The sequence below is a fragment of the Paraburkholderia sp. BL10I2N1 genome, assembly GCF_004361815.1.
In the GTDB taxonomy this organism is placed as follows: Bacteria; Pseudomonadota; Gammaproteobacteria; order Burkholderiales; family Burkholderiaceae; genus Paraburkholderia.
Genome location: NZ_SNWA01000002.1, coordinates 1,679,287 through 1,695,275, shown reverse-complemented (window position 1 = coordinate 1,695,275; position 15,989 = coordinate 1,679,287). Strand labels below are relative to the sequence as shown.

The following is a 15,989-nucleotide window of genomic DNA, read 5'->3' as shown; positions in this document are numbered from 1 at the left end:
AGACGAAAATGAACCTCATGTCATCCAGGGAAGTGGGGCAGGCCGATCTGCTTGCCGACGGCAAGACCCTGAAAGCGTTCCGCGCCGAGATCATGGAGCGCACCAGCAAAACGGGTCATTACAACGGGCTCGCCCGGCTCGAGTTGCGCGAGAAGGATCCGATCGGCTACGAGAAGCTGTTCTCCAAGATCCGCGGCGGTCTGGTGCACGCTCGCGAAACCGCGAAGAAGATTGCGGCGTCGCCTATCGTCGAGCAGGAAGGGGAACTGTGCTTCACGCTGTATAACGCGGTCGGCGACTGCGTGCTGACCTCGACCGGCATCATCATTCACGTCGGCACGATGGGCGCCGCGATCAAGTACATGATCGAGAACAATTGGGAGGACAATCCGGGCATCAATCCGGGGGACATGTTCACCAATAACGACTGCTCGATCGGCAATGTCCATCCTTGCGACATTGCGACGATCGTGCCGATCTTCTGGGCCGGCAAGCTCATCGGCTGGGTGGGCGGCGTGACGCACGTGATCGACACCGGCGCGGTGACGCCGGGCTCCATGTCGACGGGCCAGGTCCAGCGCTTCGGCGACGGCTACCAGATCACCTGCCGCAAGACTGGCGTGAACGACCAGCCGCTGCGCGACTGGCTGCATGAAAGCCAGCGCTCGGTGCGCACGCCGAAGTACTGGATCCTGGACGAGCGCACGCGGATCGCGGGTTGCCACATGATCCGCGACATGGTGGAAGAGATCATCGCCACCGAGGGCTTTGAAGCCTACGAGAAGTTCAGCTACGAGGTCATCGAAGAGGGCCGTCGCGGGTTGCAAAGCCGCATCAAGGCGATGACGCTGCCCGGCAAGTACCGCAAGGTCGCCTTTGTCGATGTGCCCTATGCGCACGAGGATATCCAGACGCCCTCGGCCTTTGCAAAGATCGACACCATCATGCACTCGCCGGTGGAAATGACGATCCGGCCCGACGCTACATGGCGACTGGATTTCGAAGGCGCGAGCCGCTGGGGATGGCACACCTATAACGCCCACCACGTCGCCTTTACGAGCGGCATCTGGGTCATGATGACCCAGACCCTGGTGCCGACCCAGCGCATCAACGACGGCGCCTACTTCGGCACGGAGTTCCGCTTGCCCAAGGGCACATGGATGAATCCGGACGATCGCCGAACCGGGCACGCCTATGCATGGCACTTTCTGGTATCGGGGTGGAGCGCCATGTGGCGGGGGCTGGGCCAGGCGTACTTCAGCCGCGGCTATCTGGAAGAAGTCAACGCGGGCAATGCCAATACATCGAACTGGTTGCAAGGCGGGGGCATCAACCAGGACGGCGAGGTGCACGCGGTCAACAGCTTCGAGGCCTCGTCCTGCGGCACGGGCGCCGGTGCCATCAAGGACGGTCTCAATCACGCCGCGGCGATCTGGAACCCGGAAGGCGACATGGGCGACATTGAGATCTGGGAGATGGCAGAACCGTTGCTCTATCTCGGGCGCAACGTCAAAGCCAATTCCGGTGGCTATGGCAAGTACCGCGGCGGGTGTGGTTTCGAAACGCTGCGCATGGTCTGGAAGGCCCAGGACTGGACCATGTTCTTCATGGGCAATGGTTACATGAACAGCGACTGGGGGTTCATGGGCGGCTATCCGTCTGCCACCGGCTACCGGTTCGAAGCGCACAAAACGGGCCTGAAAGAGCGCATCGCGCAGGGGCTCTCGCTGCCGCTCGGCGGCGACACGAATCCTGACGCGCCGGACTACGAGCGGCACATCGATGCGACTTCCAGGGTCAAGCGCGACAAGCAATGCATGACGACGGAGGATTGCTACGAAAACCATGACCTGTACCTCAATTACCTGCGCGGAGGTCCGGGCTTTGGTGATCCGCTCGATCGGGAAACAGAAGCCATTGCAAAGGATCTCAACCACGGGTTTCTGCTCCCGGAGTTCGCCGAGAAGGTATATGGCGCGGTGTTGGCGCAGGACACAACGGGGATCTGGACGGTCGATGCGCAACAGACCCTGAAGCGCCGTGGCGAAATCCGCAAGGAGCGGCTTGCCCGCTCATTGCCGACGCGGGAATGGATGAAGGAAGAGCGTGAACGCGTCCTCACCAAACATGCGTCGCGCCCGGTGCGTCACATGTTCGCGACCAGCTTCGGGTTGTCGCAGAAATTCCTCAACGACTTCCGGAAGTTCTGGGATCTGCCTGCCGACTGGAACATGACCGAGGCAGAACTGGACGTGCCGTCCTATGGCTCGAAGTACAGGATGGATCTTTCGTTGCTGCCCGACGTGACCACCGTGGTTCAGGTCGAAGAGTAATCCGTCCCGATATCGATATCGAAGCGAATCAAGGAGTAGCGAAATGTCTGCTTACACGAAAGAACAGGTCGGCAATCTGGTCGATGGACGACTCGACTGGGATACGACCGTACGCATGTTGTCCATGCCGAAGGATCATGAGCGCTTTAGCCAGTATCTCGAAGTGTTGCAAGGGAAAGTCTCGTGGCCCGACAGGATTGTCTTGCCGCTTGGACCGCACCTGCATATCGTGCAGGCCGCGAAAAGCAAACACTGGCTGGTCAAATGCGACTGCGGCCATGAGTTCTGCGACTACCGCGAAAACTGGAAACTGTATGCCAACGTCTATGTGCGCGACACGGAGGAGGCCATGCTCGAGGTCTATCCGAAGCTCATGGCGCCCGACACCCAGTGGCAGGTCTACCGCGAGTATTACTGTCCGAGTTGCGCAACCATGCACGACGTCGAAGCACCGACGCCGTGGTATCCGGTGATTCACGATTTCGAGCCGGACATCGAGGCGTTCTACAAGGACTGGCTGCAGTTGCCGGTTCCCGAGCGCGCTGACTAGCGCATGGCTCAGGGCGCAGTTGTCTCGCGCCCGGTTCTCCCCGCGGGCGGCGCTAATCCATCGATTGACGCCGCCCCAGTGCGGCTTTGTCACAGCCCTGCACGTCGTTTGATGCGCCGCAACGAGCGGGCTGTCCGCGCCGGCGAGCCGTTCATTTGAACCGTTCGAAAATCGAACGCAGCCCGTGCGGCCATCGTCCGAAAATCAAACGTTCGATGGTGCGCTGAGCTTCCTCCTGAGGCGTTCTCGCGGTGGCATCGATCTTGCCCCTCTTCTCCCACGAGCCAGCTGCATCCGCCATGTTGCGGTGCGGTATAAGGCGGCAAGAAGGAGACAGGTAATGGATATGCCGGATGCCACGCAGATGTTCTCGAACCCTGGCGACGAAGCGTTCGTCATGGCTGCCTGGGAACGGTTCCTGACCGGCGGAGAAGCGCCGCACAGTGTCGTGCGGCACCTCGTTGACACATCGTGGCAGCGCTGCCTCGATTGGCAGGTGGATCCCACGCTGGGCCACGCGCCACCGCCGCTGGATGAGCATCTTCTGTATTCGTTGCAACGCAGTCACCGCGATCTGATCGAGGCGAGTGCTCCGGTGATGGCGCATGCACGCGACTTTCTTGCGCAAACCGAAACGGTCATGGCGCTTGCCGAGCCGGCCGGCACCATCCTGAATCTCGAAGGCGATCCCGCTACCATTGCTTCCGCGCACGGGATTCAGCTCCTGCCCGGCGCGTCCTGGAACGAGATGATCTGTGGCACCAATGCGATCGGCACGGCGATCGAGGTCGGCCAGCCCGTGCAGATCCATTCTGCCGAACACTTCTGCGCCGGCATCAAGCGCTGGACCTGCTCGGCCAATGCGATCCGCGACCCGCGCGACGGTACGATTATCGGCGTCATCGACGTGTCCGGCCTGTCCGAATCCTACAATCGACACAGCCTGGCGCTGGTCGTCACGGCAGCCAGCCGGATCGAGAGCCGTCTTGCTGCGCGGACTATGGAGCTTCGCTATCGGCTGCTGGATCGCTGCATGACGCGCCTCGCGATGCTTGCGTCCGACGGCGCCGTGGTGTTCGACCATGGCGGCTATCCGATCAAGGTCAATGAGCATGCCGAAGCCGCGATCGCGGCAGCCGGCGGTGATCTTTCGCTTGCACGGCCTCGTCGGATCCCGGCGCTCGCCACCGATTCTGCGCTCACCAGTGTGACACCTACGGATCTCCCCCACTGGATCCAGCCTGAATGGATCGAGCCGGTGATCGACGATGGCAGGCCCATCGGTAGCTTGCTGATCGTGCCGTTCGCGCAACGTCACAGCTCTGCGCGCAGGGTCAGCAATGCATCTGGTTGCGTCGCCGAAGGTGGATCGACGGCCGGCTTCGAACGCATCCAGGGCGAAGCGCCGGCGTTGCTCGATGCCGTGGACAAGGCCCGGCAGATCGCACGTTCACGTGCGCCAGTTGTGTTGCTCGGCGAGACTGGCGTGGGTAAAGAATTGTTTGCCAAGGGAATCCACCACGCGAGCCAGGCGAAGGAGGGGCCTTTTATTGCGCTCAACTGCGGCGGCCTGTCACGCGAACTACTCGCCAGCGAACTATTCGGCTATGGTGATGGCGCCTTCACCGGTGCACGCCGAGGGGGCGCGCTTGGCAAGATCGAAGCAGCCAATGGCGGGACCTTGTTTCTCGACGAGATCGGCGAAATGCCTGTAGATCTGCAGCCGCATTTCCTGCGCGTGCTGGAACAGGGGGAGATCTATCGGCTCGGCGAAAACGTCCCGAGGAAGGTGACCTTTCGTCTCGTTGCGGCGACCAATCGCGACTTGAGAAAGGAGGTCTCAGAAGGGCGCTTTCGAATGGACTTCTTCTATCGCGTCGCTGTGACCAGTATCCGTATCCCGCCGCTGCGCGACCGGCCGGGGGACATTCGCCGCCTCACGGAATATCTGGTCCAGAAGTTTGCAACGGAGCTTGGCAGGGCAAGCCCGGCGGTGGATGACGAAGTGGTGGCGGCGCTCTGCGCGTATTCATGGCCGGGGAACGTCCGGGAGCTTCATAACGTGGTGGAAAGTATGCTTCTTACGGCAGGCTCAGAGGTCCTTACGCTCGCTGATCTACCACCGGAGTTGCGCGCGGGCGACGAGCCGATTCCCGCCGGATGCGACGATCCTTTTTCCCGCGACGGCCGGGGCATGATGGAAGCGTCGGAGCAGGGAGCGATTCGCAGCGCGATCGCCATCTCTCGCGGGAACCTGACCTCGGCGGCAAGGCACCTGGGTATTGCGAAGAGCACGCTGTACCAGAAGCTCAGGAAATATGGCCTGGATCGAACGCTGGTTGAAATCCGGGACCAGGGACGTTAGGAGGTCCGGCCATTGAACCTGACTATTGGGAGATGTGCGTCTGCTTCCTGGCTTCGTCAACCACGCACACAACGAAACCCCGCATACACATATTGATATCGCGGCTGAAACCAGTTGCGGAACGTCGGCCGCAACATGCATGCCGCAGTACGCGCCGAACCGCCCTTGAGCACGTAATGTTGTCCATCGAAGAAGTTGGCCGAGTAGCCCAGATAAAACGGAAACGCTTCGAAGCCTGGCAGCGCGTCGAACAGGGTTGACGTCCATTCCCAGCCATTGCCGAACTGACCTTCGACGCCGAACGCGCTCACGTTGTCCGGATGACAATCCACAGCCTGTGGATCCCAGCGGCGGAAATCGAAATTGCCTGAACTCGCGTGCGGCGCGCCGTGCGAAGCGCGTTGCCACTGCGCTTCAGTCGGCAGCGACTTGCCTACCCAGCGCGCGTACGCGCTGGCTTCAGCGTGGCTCACATATACCGGCCAGTTGGCTGGCAACGGGATCTCGTCGAACATCGTGCGTAGCATCCACACGCCATCCCGCTGTGACCAACCCGCAGGATGTTCGATGTGTTCGGCTTCCTTCCACGCCCAGTCCTTGTCCGTCCAGAACGAGCGCTCGCGATAGCCGCCCGCGTCGATGAACGCCCGGTACGCGCCGTTGCTCACCATATGCCGGTCGATTTCGAACGCGGGCACGTCCACGCGCTCCTCGCCAAACTCGTTGTCCCAGCCAAACTCGCCATCTTCCCTTGGCATACCGAGCATCGTCGAACCGGCCGGCACATGGACCATCGAGTCGGCGATCACGTGAACCGGATCGGTCGTCGCGTCTGAAATTTCCGGCGCGATTTTCTGTGCAAGCGGCAGTTGATGCAGCATGTACGCAAGCGTCTCCGCATGCATCAGGCGGTGCTCGATTGCGACATGCAGCAGTTGCTCTGCAGACCCTGTCCGCATGCCCTCATGCGCGAGTTCGAATGAAGCGAGGTGTTGATCGATCTGCGCGCGGGCGCGAGCGGCGTAGTCGCGGACGGCGTCGAGCGATGGCCAGTCGCCGGGCTCGTCAGTAGGGAAGCCACCGTCGACAGGATCGATGCCGAATGCAAACAGCTGATCGAGTGGCGGACTGAAGGCGGGCAGATCGAACAACCGCTGATCCAGAAGATTGCGGTCAAAGGCTTCGAGATGTCCGATGTAGAACACGATGCGGTGACGCTCGCGGATCGGCCGTTCGTAGAGGAATTCGGGTTTGACGACGGCGAAGAGTGCATCGCTGACGCGGCGCGCTTCGATAAGGCGATGGACAAGCGGATGCTGGACGGCGGGTTCGCGATTCATTGCGCCGGGTCTCCTTGAGGAGGTCAGTCTGAAACTGTACCTGCGCGCAGAACACATGCCAAGGCGAATCGAGACTCCCTGCGCCGCGGCGAAGCGGCAACGAAGCGGCAACGAAGCGGCAACGAAGCGGCAACGAAGCGGCGCCGGAGCCGACTTACAGGTGCTGAAGACCTTCGAAATCGACGATGCGGATGAACTTGCCCTGGGTGCCGATCAGGCCGCGCTTTTGAAATCTCGACAGCGTCCGGCTGACCGTTTCGAGGGTCAAGCCGAGGTAGCTGCCCATGTCTTCGCGCGTCATCCGCAGGTTGAATTCGTTTGACGAATATCCGCGCTGCGCATTGCGTCCGGACACATCGAGCAGAAACGCGGCGACGCGTTCGTCAGCGCTGAGCGATCCCAGGACCATCATCTGCCCCGCCTCGCGGACGATCTGTTCGCCCATCAGCTTGTGAAACCGGTCCTGCATCGAGCCGATTTCCCGACACATACGCTTGAGCGCACCGTAAGGCACGATGCACACCGAGCTATCCTCCAGCGCAACCGCGCTGCACGCGTGCACCCCTTCGCCGATGCCGTCGAGGCCGAGCGCTTCGCCCGCGATGCGCAGGCCCGTCACCTGTTCGCGCCCGTCCCGATGTGCCATCGACGTCTTCAGCGACCCGGAGCGCACCGCGTAGAGGTTGTCGAACGGATCGCCGCCGCGATAGAGCGCTTCGCCGCGGCGGATCGTGCGCGCCGTGCAGATCAGCGCTTCGAGCTTCGGCACGTCGCTCGCCTCGATGCCCTGCGGCATGCAGAGGTGCCGCATTGCACAGGTCGAACAGTGAGCAGCATCGCGTGCCGCGCGAACCGGACGGGCGGCGCGGCGAGGCCGGTTCGCGGTGGGCGGCGGAAAGGTTGCAGTGAGCATGATCGGAACCGGTCGAGTGATGGTGCCCCTGATTGTCCCACCCGCCCGGCGCGGCCCTTCGCGACAAAACGACGCGTCGATACGCAGCGCGCGACGTTGAGCGGCGTCATGGTTTTCCGCACCCCGCGGGGGTGCATCCCTGGGCGAGGGTGTACGACCGTCTCGCCGTGCAACGCCGGGCCACTGCGGCGGCGGGGCAGGCTAGACGCCGCCGATTTTCTCCGCGGGCCGCTCCCGGCCGGCTGCCGAAGGCACGAGCAGCACCGGCAAGGTCGCCTGCCGTACGACGCGCTCGGCGACACTGCCAAGAATCAGACGCTGGAAGCCACGCCGGCCGTGTGTGCCCATCACGAGCAGATCGGCCTTGAATGCGTCCGCAGCGTTCAGAACCAGAACTGAAACGTCGTCGAGTGAAGAGGCTTCGCCGGTTACCAGATCGCCCTCTATGCCCTTCTCGCGCATCGCCTGGGCCAGCTCGGCGCCCAGTTCCTTGCCCTGCTCGACCAGTCGGTTACGCAGGATCGACGGATCGTAGCCCGGCGCCTCGAAGTACATCGGTGTGTTTTCCACGGCGTAAAACGCCTCCAGCACCGCGCCATTCGACACGGCGAGGTCGAGTGCGGCATTGAAGGCGCGGCGCGACGTTTCGCTGCCGTCGACTGCTACCAGAATACGTGTGTACATGAGACCTCCGCAGCGGATGAACCAGATGGCGCGCGCAGTCCTTCGGGGAAGACAAGACGTCCCGGAGGACCAGTGCGGGATAGATGCATGTGCAGCGCAAGCTTAAATGATCCGTGAAAAGGACGCACTTTCCCATGATGTAAGTCAAGTGGTTAGCCGGCGCGGGGCGTGCCGCCGGGTCCGCCAACTCCCTGTCATATGGGCTTCACAGCCTGTCGGTCGCCTTGCTGGTCAAATATTTCGGTCAGGATCGAGGCCAGTTTGCCTTACAATCATGCTCAATTCAGACAAGCTGCTGCCATCGACGATGAACGAGCGCAAATCATCCGGGTTGCCCGACAGGATCTACGGGGACATCCTGAACCGTATTCTCGAAGGCGAGTACAAGGAAGGTGAGCGGTTGCCTACCGAGCACGCTCTCGCCGAGCGTTTCGAGACGTCGCGCCCGACGGTTCGCGAAGCGCTCGCCCGGCTGCGCGCGGACGGCATCATCATCACCCGGCACGGTTCGGGCACCACGGTCGCGCGTCGGCCCGATCCGGACGTGCGCCGCTTTGCGCCGCTCGAGACACTTTCCGATATTCGCCGTTGCTACGAATTCCGCATCGTGACCGAGGCCGGCGCGGCCGCGCTCGCCGCGCAACAGGCCGAGGCCGACGATATCGCCGCGATCCAGCTGGCCTGGGACGAACTGGAGCGGGTCATTGAAACGCAGGGCATCGGCGCGAAAGATGATTTCGCGTTTCACCTGGCTGTGGCGCGCGCGTCGAAGAACCAGTTTTTCATCACCGTGATGTCGTTTATCGAAGAGCAGATCGTCTTCAGCATGAATCTGTCGCGCAATCTGTCGCTCGTGAAAACGGTCGAACGGCAGCGCCTCGTGCAGGCCGAACATCTGGCCGTGCTCGAAGCGATTCGGCGCAAGGATTCCGCCGCCGCCGGGCAGGCGATGCGCGCTCACCTCGAAAACGCCCTCAACCGCATGTTCGGTTCGTAATTTCCGCTGTTTTCCTGCTCTCTTGCTGGCTGCGCCGGTCGCAGCCAGTTGCCTTTTGATTGCCGTTTTGTCTTTTGCGCGCCGCGAGGCGCCGTTCCGAAGTGAATCGTTCCAGGCCCCTGCCTTTCCGTGACGCGTTGCTGGCCATGCTCGGCATCGCGCTCGTCAACATGCTGGTCGCGCTCGACCAGACCGTCGTGAGTACCGCGCTGCCATCTATCGTGTCCGAGTTGCGCGGCTTCGAGTTCTACGCGTGGATCGCAAGCGCCTATCTGCTGGCCTCGGTGGTGACCGTGCCAGTGTTCGGCCGCCTCGGCGACTACTTCGGGCGCAAGCGCTTCGTGCTTGCCGCTGTGATCGTCTTCACCGTGGCGTCCGCGCTGTGCGGCCTTGCCACGAGCATGCCGTTTCTGGTCGCCGCGCGCGGCTTGCAGGGCGTGGGCGGCGGCATGATGGTGGGCACCGCGTTCGCTTCGATTCCCGATCTGTTTCCCGATCCGCGTGCGCGCGTGCGCTGGCAGGTCATCATGGCCGCGGCGTACGGGATCGGCACGGCGGCGGGGCCGTCGCTCGGCGGCTGGCTGAGCCAGCATTTCGGCTGGCGCTCGACGTTTCTCGTCAATCTGCCGGTTGGTGTCCTCGCGCTGTACTTCATCTGGGCCCACCTGCCGAACTACCGCCGCGAGACGACCGGCGAAGTGCGCATCGACTGGACCGGCGCGGTGCTCGTCGCGCTGGTGCTCGGCGGTTTTCAGATGTTCATCGAGGCGGTGCCGAAAGAAGGGCTGACAGGCGGCAACCTCCTGCTGGGCGGGCTGGTGATGATCGGCGCGGCGGCGCTCCTCGTCTGCGAGCGGCGCGCCACGCACCCGATCGTGCCGCTCGACCTCTTCAAGGACGCACGACTGGTCACGCTCTTCACCCTGTCGACGCTGTCCGGTTTCGTGATGTTTTCGCTGATCTTTTTCGCACCGCTGCTGTTGCAGGGCGGTTTTGGCCTGTCGCCGCAGCAGGCCGGCCTGCTGGCGACGCCGATCGCCGCGTGCATCGCGCTCGGCAGCGTGATCAATACGCGCATCGTGATTCACATGCCGAAACCGACGCTCATCCTGTCGATTGGTTTCTCTCTGCTGGTCGCCGCCTCGGTGGGGCTTGCGCTGGCCACGCCGGTCACGCCGCACGTCTATCTGGAGTTCGCGATGGCCGCGGTCGGTATTGGCCTCGGTTTCATCCTGAACAATCTGAACGTATTCGGGCAGGAGATCGCCGGCCGTGAGCGGTTCGGCATCACGACGGCACTGCTGCAGTCGACCCGAATGGTCGGCGGGATGCTCGGCACCAGCATCGTCGCGACGATCGTCAACCGGCGCTACCTCGCCGGCGTCGAGGATTCGTTGCGGGTGCTGGGCGAGCCGGCGGCTTCGACCTGGCTGCCGCATCTGTCCGATCCGCGGATCCTGATCGATGAGACCTTGCGCGACTCGCTGCTCGCACAGCTTGCCAAGGCAGGGCTGAACGGTGCGGGTCTCGTCGACGCCGCGCGGCATGTGCTGGTGCAGTCGATTCACATCGGCGTGATGCTGACGGGCGGGGCAGCGCTGGTGGCCGCATTCGTGGTGCGCCGGATTGCGCACATCACTTTCCGGCGCAGTGGCAGCTAGCGTCGCCCGGTCCGGGGATCTGTCAACGCCGCGCCATGTTGTAGCGGCCGCTAACAGACCACCGCCGGTCAAGCGTCAGGCTGCAGCTGCCATCGGTCCGAATAGCGCCGTGCGGGTCTGCGGACTCACGGCAATATCCAGTGCGACCGCGTTTTCAACGCCGATTCGCAGCGGCGGCCCAAGACGTTTGAGTTCGATTCCCGTCTTGCGCAGCAGGCGCTCGATTGGCGTCGTGGTGACCGTCACGTAGCGCGTGATGCCCATCCGGTCGGCGAACGTGACGAGTTCGTGGATCGCGTGCATCGTCAGGTCCGCGAAGCCGAATGCCTGCTCTTCACCGTTGGTGTCGACCACAAAACGACTCAATTCCCAGATGTGGCGGCCGATCGGCGCGGCCTCGCCGTGCAGTAGTTGCGGGAACGTATCCTTCAGCATGTTGGGACCTTCTGTTGGCATCAGTCGCCAACATCCGCGAACCTCGCCGCTCTTGTTCTGGATCAGCATGTAGTGCGGGCCGAGCGCGTCGTACCCGTCGATTTCCATTCCGGCGATGGTCGGAATGTCCCATCCGAGCCGGCCGTGAAAGACGCGGGCTCGCAGTCGGTACATTTCGTTGATGTGGTTGTTGTCGAAGTCTTGCCTCAAACCAATCCGGATAGCTGCTTGCATTTCGTTCTCCCATGCGAGTGGTCAACCCAATACGCATGAAAACTTATGCATTCTGGATGGAATTACTACCTACCTACCTGGATAGGTGTAGGGCGCGCACCAGTTCGGGAGAATCGTTGTGGGCAGCGGCAAACAACGGACGGACATCATGGAACAACTCGAAAATTACTGGCAGGCGAGTCATCACACGGACACCCACACCCGTACGCCGGATGTGCTGTCCGCTGTCGATCGCGTTTCGATCATCGCGTACCGGAAAAAGAAGAAGGAAAGCCAGCGGCGGTTCTGGGCACGGTTCGGTGTGACGCAGTCGCGTGGCAGCCGTTTCGAATCCGGTGCGGAAATTCCGGCGCCCGTGTCAATCCTGCTCGGGCTCTATTTCACGAAGACAATTTCCGACGGTGACCTGGGCCGCGCAGAGCGCATCCTGCACGACAGCGGCACCCGGGAACTGGTCAGTCTGGCTCAATGACGCCTAGCTGCGTGGCGATCACCGCCGCCGCGCGTCGCGAGTTCACGCCGAACTTGGTCCGGATGTTCTTCATGTGGAAGTTCACCACGGCTTCCGAGCAGTTCAGGATGTGAGAAATCTCCCAGGTGGACTTGCCTCGCGCGGTCCACCTCAAACATTCGAGCTCACGCGGCGTGAGTTTCGGAATGAACTCTTCCGCGTGTGCGTTCACATGGCGCTGGCTTGTGTCGATCACGACATCGCGCAACAGGACGAGATTCGGCAGGGCTGCATCGACGTGTCGCCAGAAATCCTCAGTCGGCTGGCTATCGTTGACGAAGCACAGCATGCCGGCTTCTTGCCTCGGCCCGTGAATAGGCAGCGACACCCCCGCGCGAAGTCCGTAGGCGCGAGCCTCCTCATACATTGATTGCTGCGGCTCGGTCGTGAAGATTTCGGGCGACCAGACGAGCGGCGAAGCGCGCGTCGCACAATGCGCGACCGTCGGATCGATGTGCATGAGCCCCTGTTCGTCGTAGGTTCTTCGCCAGGAGGGTGAGTAGGTGCTGCGCACGAAAGCGTCCTCCAGCCGGATGCCCGGGCGCGGCAGCATCGCGAGGAGAATCTGGTTGAAGCCCCAGTGATTGGCAAGGCGAGCTAGCGCCTCGAACCACGTCGCTTCATCGCTGGCGTTGAGCAGCGGCGACATCTGCTCAATGAAATTTAACGGCACAAACGGCTCTCCTCAGATCGCGGCCGGCCAGGCTGCCGACATTGCAAAGCGGATTGGTGGCCCGCTGCAATCTACACGTAAATTTATCATCATTTGTATTTGGTAATTAACCCGATTCGTATCGGGTTGAGCGGCTACGTATCCGGCGCTCCGCAAGCCTCTATCCATAACACTCCCACGCGATGGGGCTCATTTCCCGCTTGCCCTGCGTATATCGCTGAATTCCCGAAAAATAGCGAATAAATGTAAGGATTCGAGATGGCTTATTAGAGTGGGTTAAGCATAAATAGATAATCGGGTTGTCACATTGTTTTGAAAGCCCGAATATCAACGGTTTGACAAATCAGGGAGACACTCTCGACAGGTCCGCGATTCTCCGTAGATTCCCTATTGGTTGTCATACGAAATTGTTCTTCGGAGTGGCGAAGTTCTGCCCGCCAGAATCCCATGTTTGCTCTCAAGTCGTTGAAATGGTGATGTTTGTATTGTTATCAGGCGGGCTGCTGGCTATCTGAGGCTGCATCCACGCGACTATATTTGTTTGACAACATTAAACACGCGATGCTACCTTGGGGAACATCCTGACCCCATTCGTCCCTGAGGTGCCATGAACGTTTCACCCATTCTCGAACACGAGTTTGCCGCCAGCGTCATGGCTGTGCCTCCGCTTGCCCGCCGTGCTGACTATTTACTCGATGCTACCGAGAACCTCAAGCTGATCCGGCACATCGAAGCAGGCGGCGTGCGGACGCTGCTGTACGCGGGCAATGCAAATCTCTATCACGTCGCCGTCAGCGAATACCGCGAACTGCTCGATCTGCTCGCCGAAAGTGCGGGCCCGCAAACGCGCGTGATTCCGGCCATCGGTCCGGACTACGGCAAGATGCTCGACCAGGCGCGCATCCTCGCACAGACGAACTACCGTACCGCGATGGTGTTGCCACTTGGGGGATTTACGACTTCCGAAGGCGTCGAAGCCGGTCTTACCCGTATCGTCGATGCAGCCGGCGTGCCGCTCACGCTCTATATCAAGAGCGAGAACTATGTGGATGTCGATACGCTTGCGCGGCTCGTCGACCGGGGCACGCTCATCGCTGTCAAATACGCCATCGTGCGCGATAACCCGGCGGACGATCCCTACCTGCGGCGTCTGCTCGAGAACGTGAGTCCGTCGAAAGTCGTCTCGGGCATGGGCGAGCGGCCCGCGCTCGTGCATCTTCGCGATTTCGGTCTGGCCGCGTGGACGACGGGGTCCGGCTGTATCGCCTCGCACTCGGTGATGGCGCTCCTGCGAGCCGCGAAAGAAAACCGCGCGGCAGAGGCGCAGCGCATTTACGACGCATTCATGCCGCTCGAAACGCTGCGCGACGAAATCTCGCTGATTCGCGTCCTGCATGATGCGGTGACCTTCTCGAAGATCGCCGATATGGGTGCGATCACGCCGCTGCTCAGTTCGACGCCGCAGGAGCATCATGCGAAGATCGACGCCGCGACGCAGGCGCTGCTTGCGTTCGAGCGCGAACTTGCGGAGCGTCCGTGAAAAACTGAGGACGTAGTCCCGCTATCTGGCTTATCCGCTGCCGGGCCGCACGCAAGTCGCGGCCCGTTCGGCGTTTCACAGGAGTTGCAAAATGCAGATTACCGGAAACATGCTGATCGGCGCCTCCGCGGTGCGCGGGACCGAGGGCACGCTGCGCGCGTTCGACCCGGTGCGTAACGCCGACATCGAACCGACCTTCGGCGGCGGCAGTGCAGCCGATGTCGAACGGGCGTGTCAACTGGCCACCCGCGCGTTCGATCCGTACCGCCTGGCACCGCTTGAAACGCGCGCGCGTTTTCTCGAAGCGATTGCGGACAATATCGTCGCGCTTGGCAACGCGTTGATCGACCGCGCACATATCGAATCGGCGCTGCCGAAAGGGCGCATCGAGGGCGAACGTGGCCGCACGGTCGGTCAGTTGAGGCTGTTTGCGTCGTTGGTGCGCGATGGCCGCTGGCTCACCGCAACACTTGATCCGGCGTTGCCGGATCGCAAGCCGTTGCCGCGTTCCGATCTGCGCCTGCAGAAGATACCCGTCGGCCCGGTTGCGGTGTTTGGCGCGAGCAATTTTCCGCTGGCGTTTTCAGTTGCCGGTGGCGATACGGCATCGGCGCTTGCGGCGGGTTGCCCGGTCGTCGTGAAGGCGCATCCGGCGCACCTGGGCACGTCGGAACTCGTCGGTCGGGCCATCCAGAAGGCCGTCGCAGACTGCGGTCTGCCGGAAGGCGTGTTCTCGCTCGTCCTGGGTGCGGGCAATGCGATCGGCGAGGCGCTGGTTGCACATCCCGCGATCAGGTCGGTGGGCTTCACGGGTTCGCGGCGCGGTGGACTTGCGCTCGTCGACATTGCATCGAGGCGTCGCGAGCCGATACCCGTGTTCGCCGAGATGAGCAGCATCAATCCGTTCTTCCTGTTGCCCGGCGCGCTGGCACAGCGCGTCGACGCGATTGCGTCCGGCTTTGTCGATTCAGTGACGCTTGGCGTCGGCCAGTTCTGCACGAACCCGGGTCTCGTGATCGTGCTCGACAGCCCGCATACGCAGCGTTTCATCGATGCCGCCGCGCAGGCGTTCGCGAAGAAAGAAGCGCAGACCATGCTGACCGCCGGCATTGCCAGTACCTACCAGGCAGCCATCGAACGGCGCGCTGAAGCGGACGGCGTGCGCAGCGTCGCACAGGGCGCGCCGACGGACGCGTCGTGCGCCGCATTGCCTGCGCTCTTTACGACGACGGCCGCGCAGTTCCTGGTATCCGCCGAACTCGAGGAAGAAATCTTCGGACCGACTTCGCTGGTCGTGACCTGTAGCGATGTCGACGAGATGATCCGCGTGGCGGAGCGCCTCGAAGGTCAGCTGACCGCGACGCTTCAGCTCGAACCCGACGACTACGAACTCGCTCGACAACTGCTGCCGACGCTCGAACGCAAGGCGGGTCGCATTCTCGCGAACGGCTTTCCTACCGGCGTCGAGGTATCGTATGCGATGGTCCACGGCGGACCGTTTCCGGCGACCTCCGATGCACGCGCGACGTCGGTCGGCGCGACGGCGATCGAGCGCTTCCTGCGCCCGGTCTGCTATCAGGACCTGCCTGCGGCGCTGCTGCCTGAGGCGCTCCTCGACGACAATCCGCTGAAGCTGTGGCGTCTACGGGATGGCAAGCTTGTCCAGGGTTGATCGCAGGATGATCGTTTGAAACAGCTCGCCTCTGCCTGATTTCGGATAGCGGGAGGCCGCCAGGCAGGCGAGCGTTTGCGC

Annotated in this window: 13 protein-coding genes; 8 read left to right on the top strand and 5 right to left on the bottom strand. The window is 62.1% G+C overall.

Annotation, left to right across the window (positions count from 1 at the left end):
• The first annotated feature begins 8 nt into the window (after positions 1 to 8).
• The 3 genes from B0G77_RS29645 to B0G77_RS29635 all read left to right on the top strand — a co-directional run bounded on the left by B0G77_RS29645 (position 9) and on the right by B0G77_RS29635 (position 5,248).
• Positions 9 to 2,333 carry a hydantoinase B/oxoprolinase family protein gene (locus B0G77_RS29645; RefSeq protein ID WP_133665459.1) on the top strand — a complete coding sequence of 775 codons (2,325 nt, stop codon included), beginning with the start codon at positions 9 to 11 and terminating at the stop codon, positions 2,331 to 2,333.
• Between the two features lie 43 nt (positions 2,334 to 2,376).
• Complete coding sequence (locus B0G77_RS29640; RefSeq protein ID WP_133665458.1) at positions 2,377 to 2,883, top strand: acetone carboxylase subunit gamma; 507 nt, start codon at positions 2,377 to 2,379, stop codon at positions 2,881 to 2,883.
• Positions 2,884 to 3,280: 397 nt separating this feature from the next.
• Positions 3,281 to 5,248 carry a sigma-54-dependent Fis family transcriptional regulator gene (locus B0G77_RS29635; protein ID WP_208116522.1) on the top strand — a complete coding sequence of 656 codons (1,968 nt, stop codon included), beginning with the start codon at positions 3,281 to 3,283 and terminating at the stop codon, positions 5,246 to 5,248.
• A 56-nt stretch (positions 5,249 to 5,304) separates the two neighbouring features.
• Here the strand turns inward: B0G77_RS29635 and B0G77_RS29630 are convergent, their stop codons facing one another.
• From B0G77_RS29630 to B0G77_RS29620, 3 genes are all read right to left on the bottom strand, one after another.
• A complete protein-coding gene (locus tag B0G77_RS29630; protein WP_133665457.1) occupies positions 5,305 to 6,588 on the bottom strand; it encodes an SUMF1/EgtB/PvdO family nonheme iron enzyme in 1,284 nt (427 codons plus the stop codon).
• Between the two features lie 154 nt (positions 6,589 to 6,742).
• Complete coding sequence (locus B0G77_RS29625; RefSeq protein WP_243751405.1) at positions 6,743 to 7,399, bottom strand: helix-turn-helix domain-containing protein; 657 nt, start codon at positions 7,397 to 7,399, stop codon at positions 6,743 to 6,745.
• Between the two features lie 303 nt (positions 7,400 to 7,702).
• Positions 7,703 to 8,185 (bottom strand): universal stress protein, encoded by a 483-nt coding sequence (locus B0G77_RS29620; RefSeq protein WP_133665455.1) that lies wholly within the window; start codon positions 8,183 to 8,185, stop codon positions 7,703 to 7,705.
• A 307-nt stretch (positions 8,186 to 8,492) separates the two neighbouring features.
• Here B0G77_RS29620 and B0G77_RS29615 point away from each other — a divergent pair, with 307 nt between their 5' ends.
• Complete coding sequence (locus B0G77_RS29615) at positions 8,493 to 9,182, top strand: FadR/GntR family transcriptional regulator (RefSeq protein ID WP_133666930.1); 690 nt, start codon at positions 8,493 to 8,495, stop codon at positions 9,180 to 9,182.
• 146 nt (positions 9,183 to 9,328) lie between these two features.
• Entirely contained in the window at positions 9,329 to 10,843 is a 1,515-nt protein-coding gene (locus B0G77_RS29610; protein WP_133666929.1) for an MFS transporter, read from the top strand.
• A 75-nt stretch (positions 10,844 to 10,918) separates the two neighbouring features.
• Here the strand turns inward: B0G77_RS29610 and B0G77_RS29605 are convergent, their stop codons facing one another.
• Entirely contained in the window at positions 10,919 to 11,512 is a 594-nt protein-coding gene (locus B0G77_RS29605; RefSeq protein ID WP_133665454.1) for an acyl-homoserine-lactone synthase, read from the bottom strand.
• Positions 11,513 to 11,660: 148 nt separating this feature from the next.
• Between B0G77_RS29605 and B0G77_RS29600 the strand changes: the two genes are divergently transcribed.
• On the top strand, positions 11,661 to 11,984 hold the full coding sequence (locus tag B0G77_RS29600) for an XRE family transcriptional regulator (RefSeq protein WP_133665453.1): 324 nt from the start codon (positions 11,661 to 11,663) through the stop codon (positions 11,982 to 11,984).
• Here B0G77_RS29600 and B0G77_RS29595 read toward each other — a convergent pair.
• On the bottom strand, positions 11,968 to 12,672 hold the full coding sequence (locus B0G77_RS29595) for a LuxR family transcriptional regulator (protein WP_133666928.1): 705 nt from the start codon (positions 12,670 to 12,672) through the stop codon (positions 11,968 to 11,970). The genes B0G77_RS29600 and B0G77_RS29595 overlap by 17 nt on opposite strands.
• Positions 12,673 to 13,303: 631 nt before the next feature.
• On the opposite strand from B0G77_RS29595, the gene B0G77_RS29590 reads away from it, so the two are divergent.
• Positions 13,304 to 14,236: a dihydrodipicolinate synthase family protein gene (locus tag B0G77_RS29590; protein ID WP_133665452.1), complete on the top strand. Its 933-nt coding sequence runs from the start codon at positions 13,304 to 13,306 to the stop codon at positions 14,234 to 14,236.
• A 91-nt stretch (positions 14,237 to 14,327) separates the two neighbouring features.
• Positions 14,328 to 15,908 (top strand): aldehyde dehydrogenase (NADP(+)), encoded by a 1,581-nt coding sequence (locus B0G77_RS29585; RefSeq protein ID WP_133665451.1) that lies wholly within the window; start codon positions 14,328 to 14,330, stop codon positions 15,906 to 15,908.
• Positions 15,909 to 15,989: the final 81 nt, after the last annotated feature.

Excerpts from the sequence above, each read along its gene's own strand:
- B0G77_RS29635 (WP_208116522.1), top strand. The coding sequence starts at position 3,281 with ATGGCTGCCTGGGAACGGTTCCTGACCGGCGGAGAAGCGCCGCACAGT.
- B0G77_RS29590 (WP_133665452.1), top strand. The coding sequence starts at position 13,304 with ATGAACGTTTCACCCATTCTCGAACACGAGTTTGCCGCCAGCGTCATG.
- B0G77_RS29640 (WP_133665458.1), top strand. The coding sequence starts at position 2,377 with ATGTCTGCTTACACGAAAGAACAGGTCGGCAATCTGGTCGATGGACGA.
- B0G77_RS29600 (WP_133665453.1), top strand. The coding sequence starts at position 11,661 with ATGGAACAACTCGAAAATTACTGGCAGGCGAGTCATCACACGGACACC.
- B0G77_RS29615 (WP_133666930.1), top strand. The coding sequence starts at position 8,493 with ATGAACGAGCGCAAATCATCCGGGTTGCCCGACAGGATCTACGGGGAC.
- B0G77_RS29595 (WP_133666928.1), bottom strand. The coding sequence starts at position 12,672 with ATGTCGCCGCTGCTCAACGCCAGCGATGAAGCGACGTGGTTCGAGGCG.
- B0G77_RS29630 (WP_133665457.1), bottom strand. The coding sequence starts at position 6,588 with ATGAATCGCGAACCCGCCGTCCAGCATCCGCTTGTCCATCGCCTTATC.
- B0G77_RS29620 (WP_133665455.1), bottom strand. The coding sequence starts at position 8,185 with ATGTACACACGTATTCTGGTAGCAGTCGACGGCAGCGAAACGTCGCGC.
- B0G77_RS29645 (WP_133665459.1), top strand. The coding sequence starts at position 9 with ATGAACCTCATGTCATCCAGGGAAGTGGGGCAGGCCGATCTGCTTGCC.
- B0G77_RS29605 (WP_133665454.1), bottom strand. The coding sequence starts at position 11,512 with ATGCAAGCAGCTATCCGGATTGGTTTGAGGCAAGACTTCGACAACAAC.
- B0G77_RS29610 (WP_133666929.1), top strand. The coding sequence starts at position 9,329 with ATGCTCGGCATCGCGCTCGTCAACATGCTGGTCGCGCTCGACCAGACC.
- B0G77_RS29625 (WP_243751405.1), bottom strand. The coding sequence starts at position 7,399 with ATGCGGCACCTCTGCATGCCGCAGGGCATCGAGGCGAGCGACGTGCCG.
- B0G77_RS29585 (WP_133665451.1), top strand. The coding sequence starts at position 14,328 with ATGCAGATTACCGGAAACATGCTGATCGGCGCCTCCGCGGTGCGCGGG.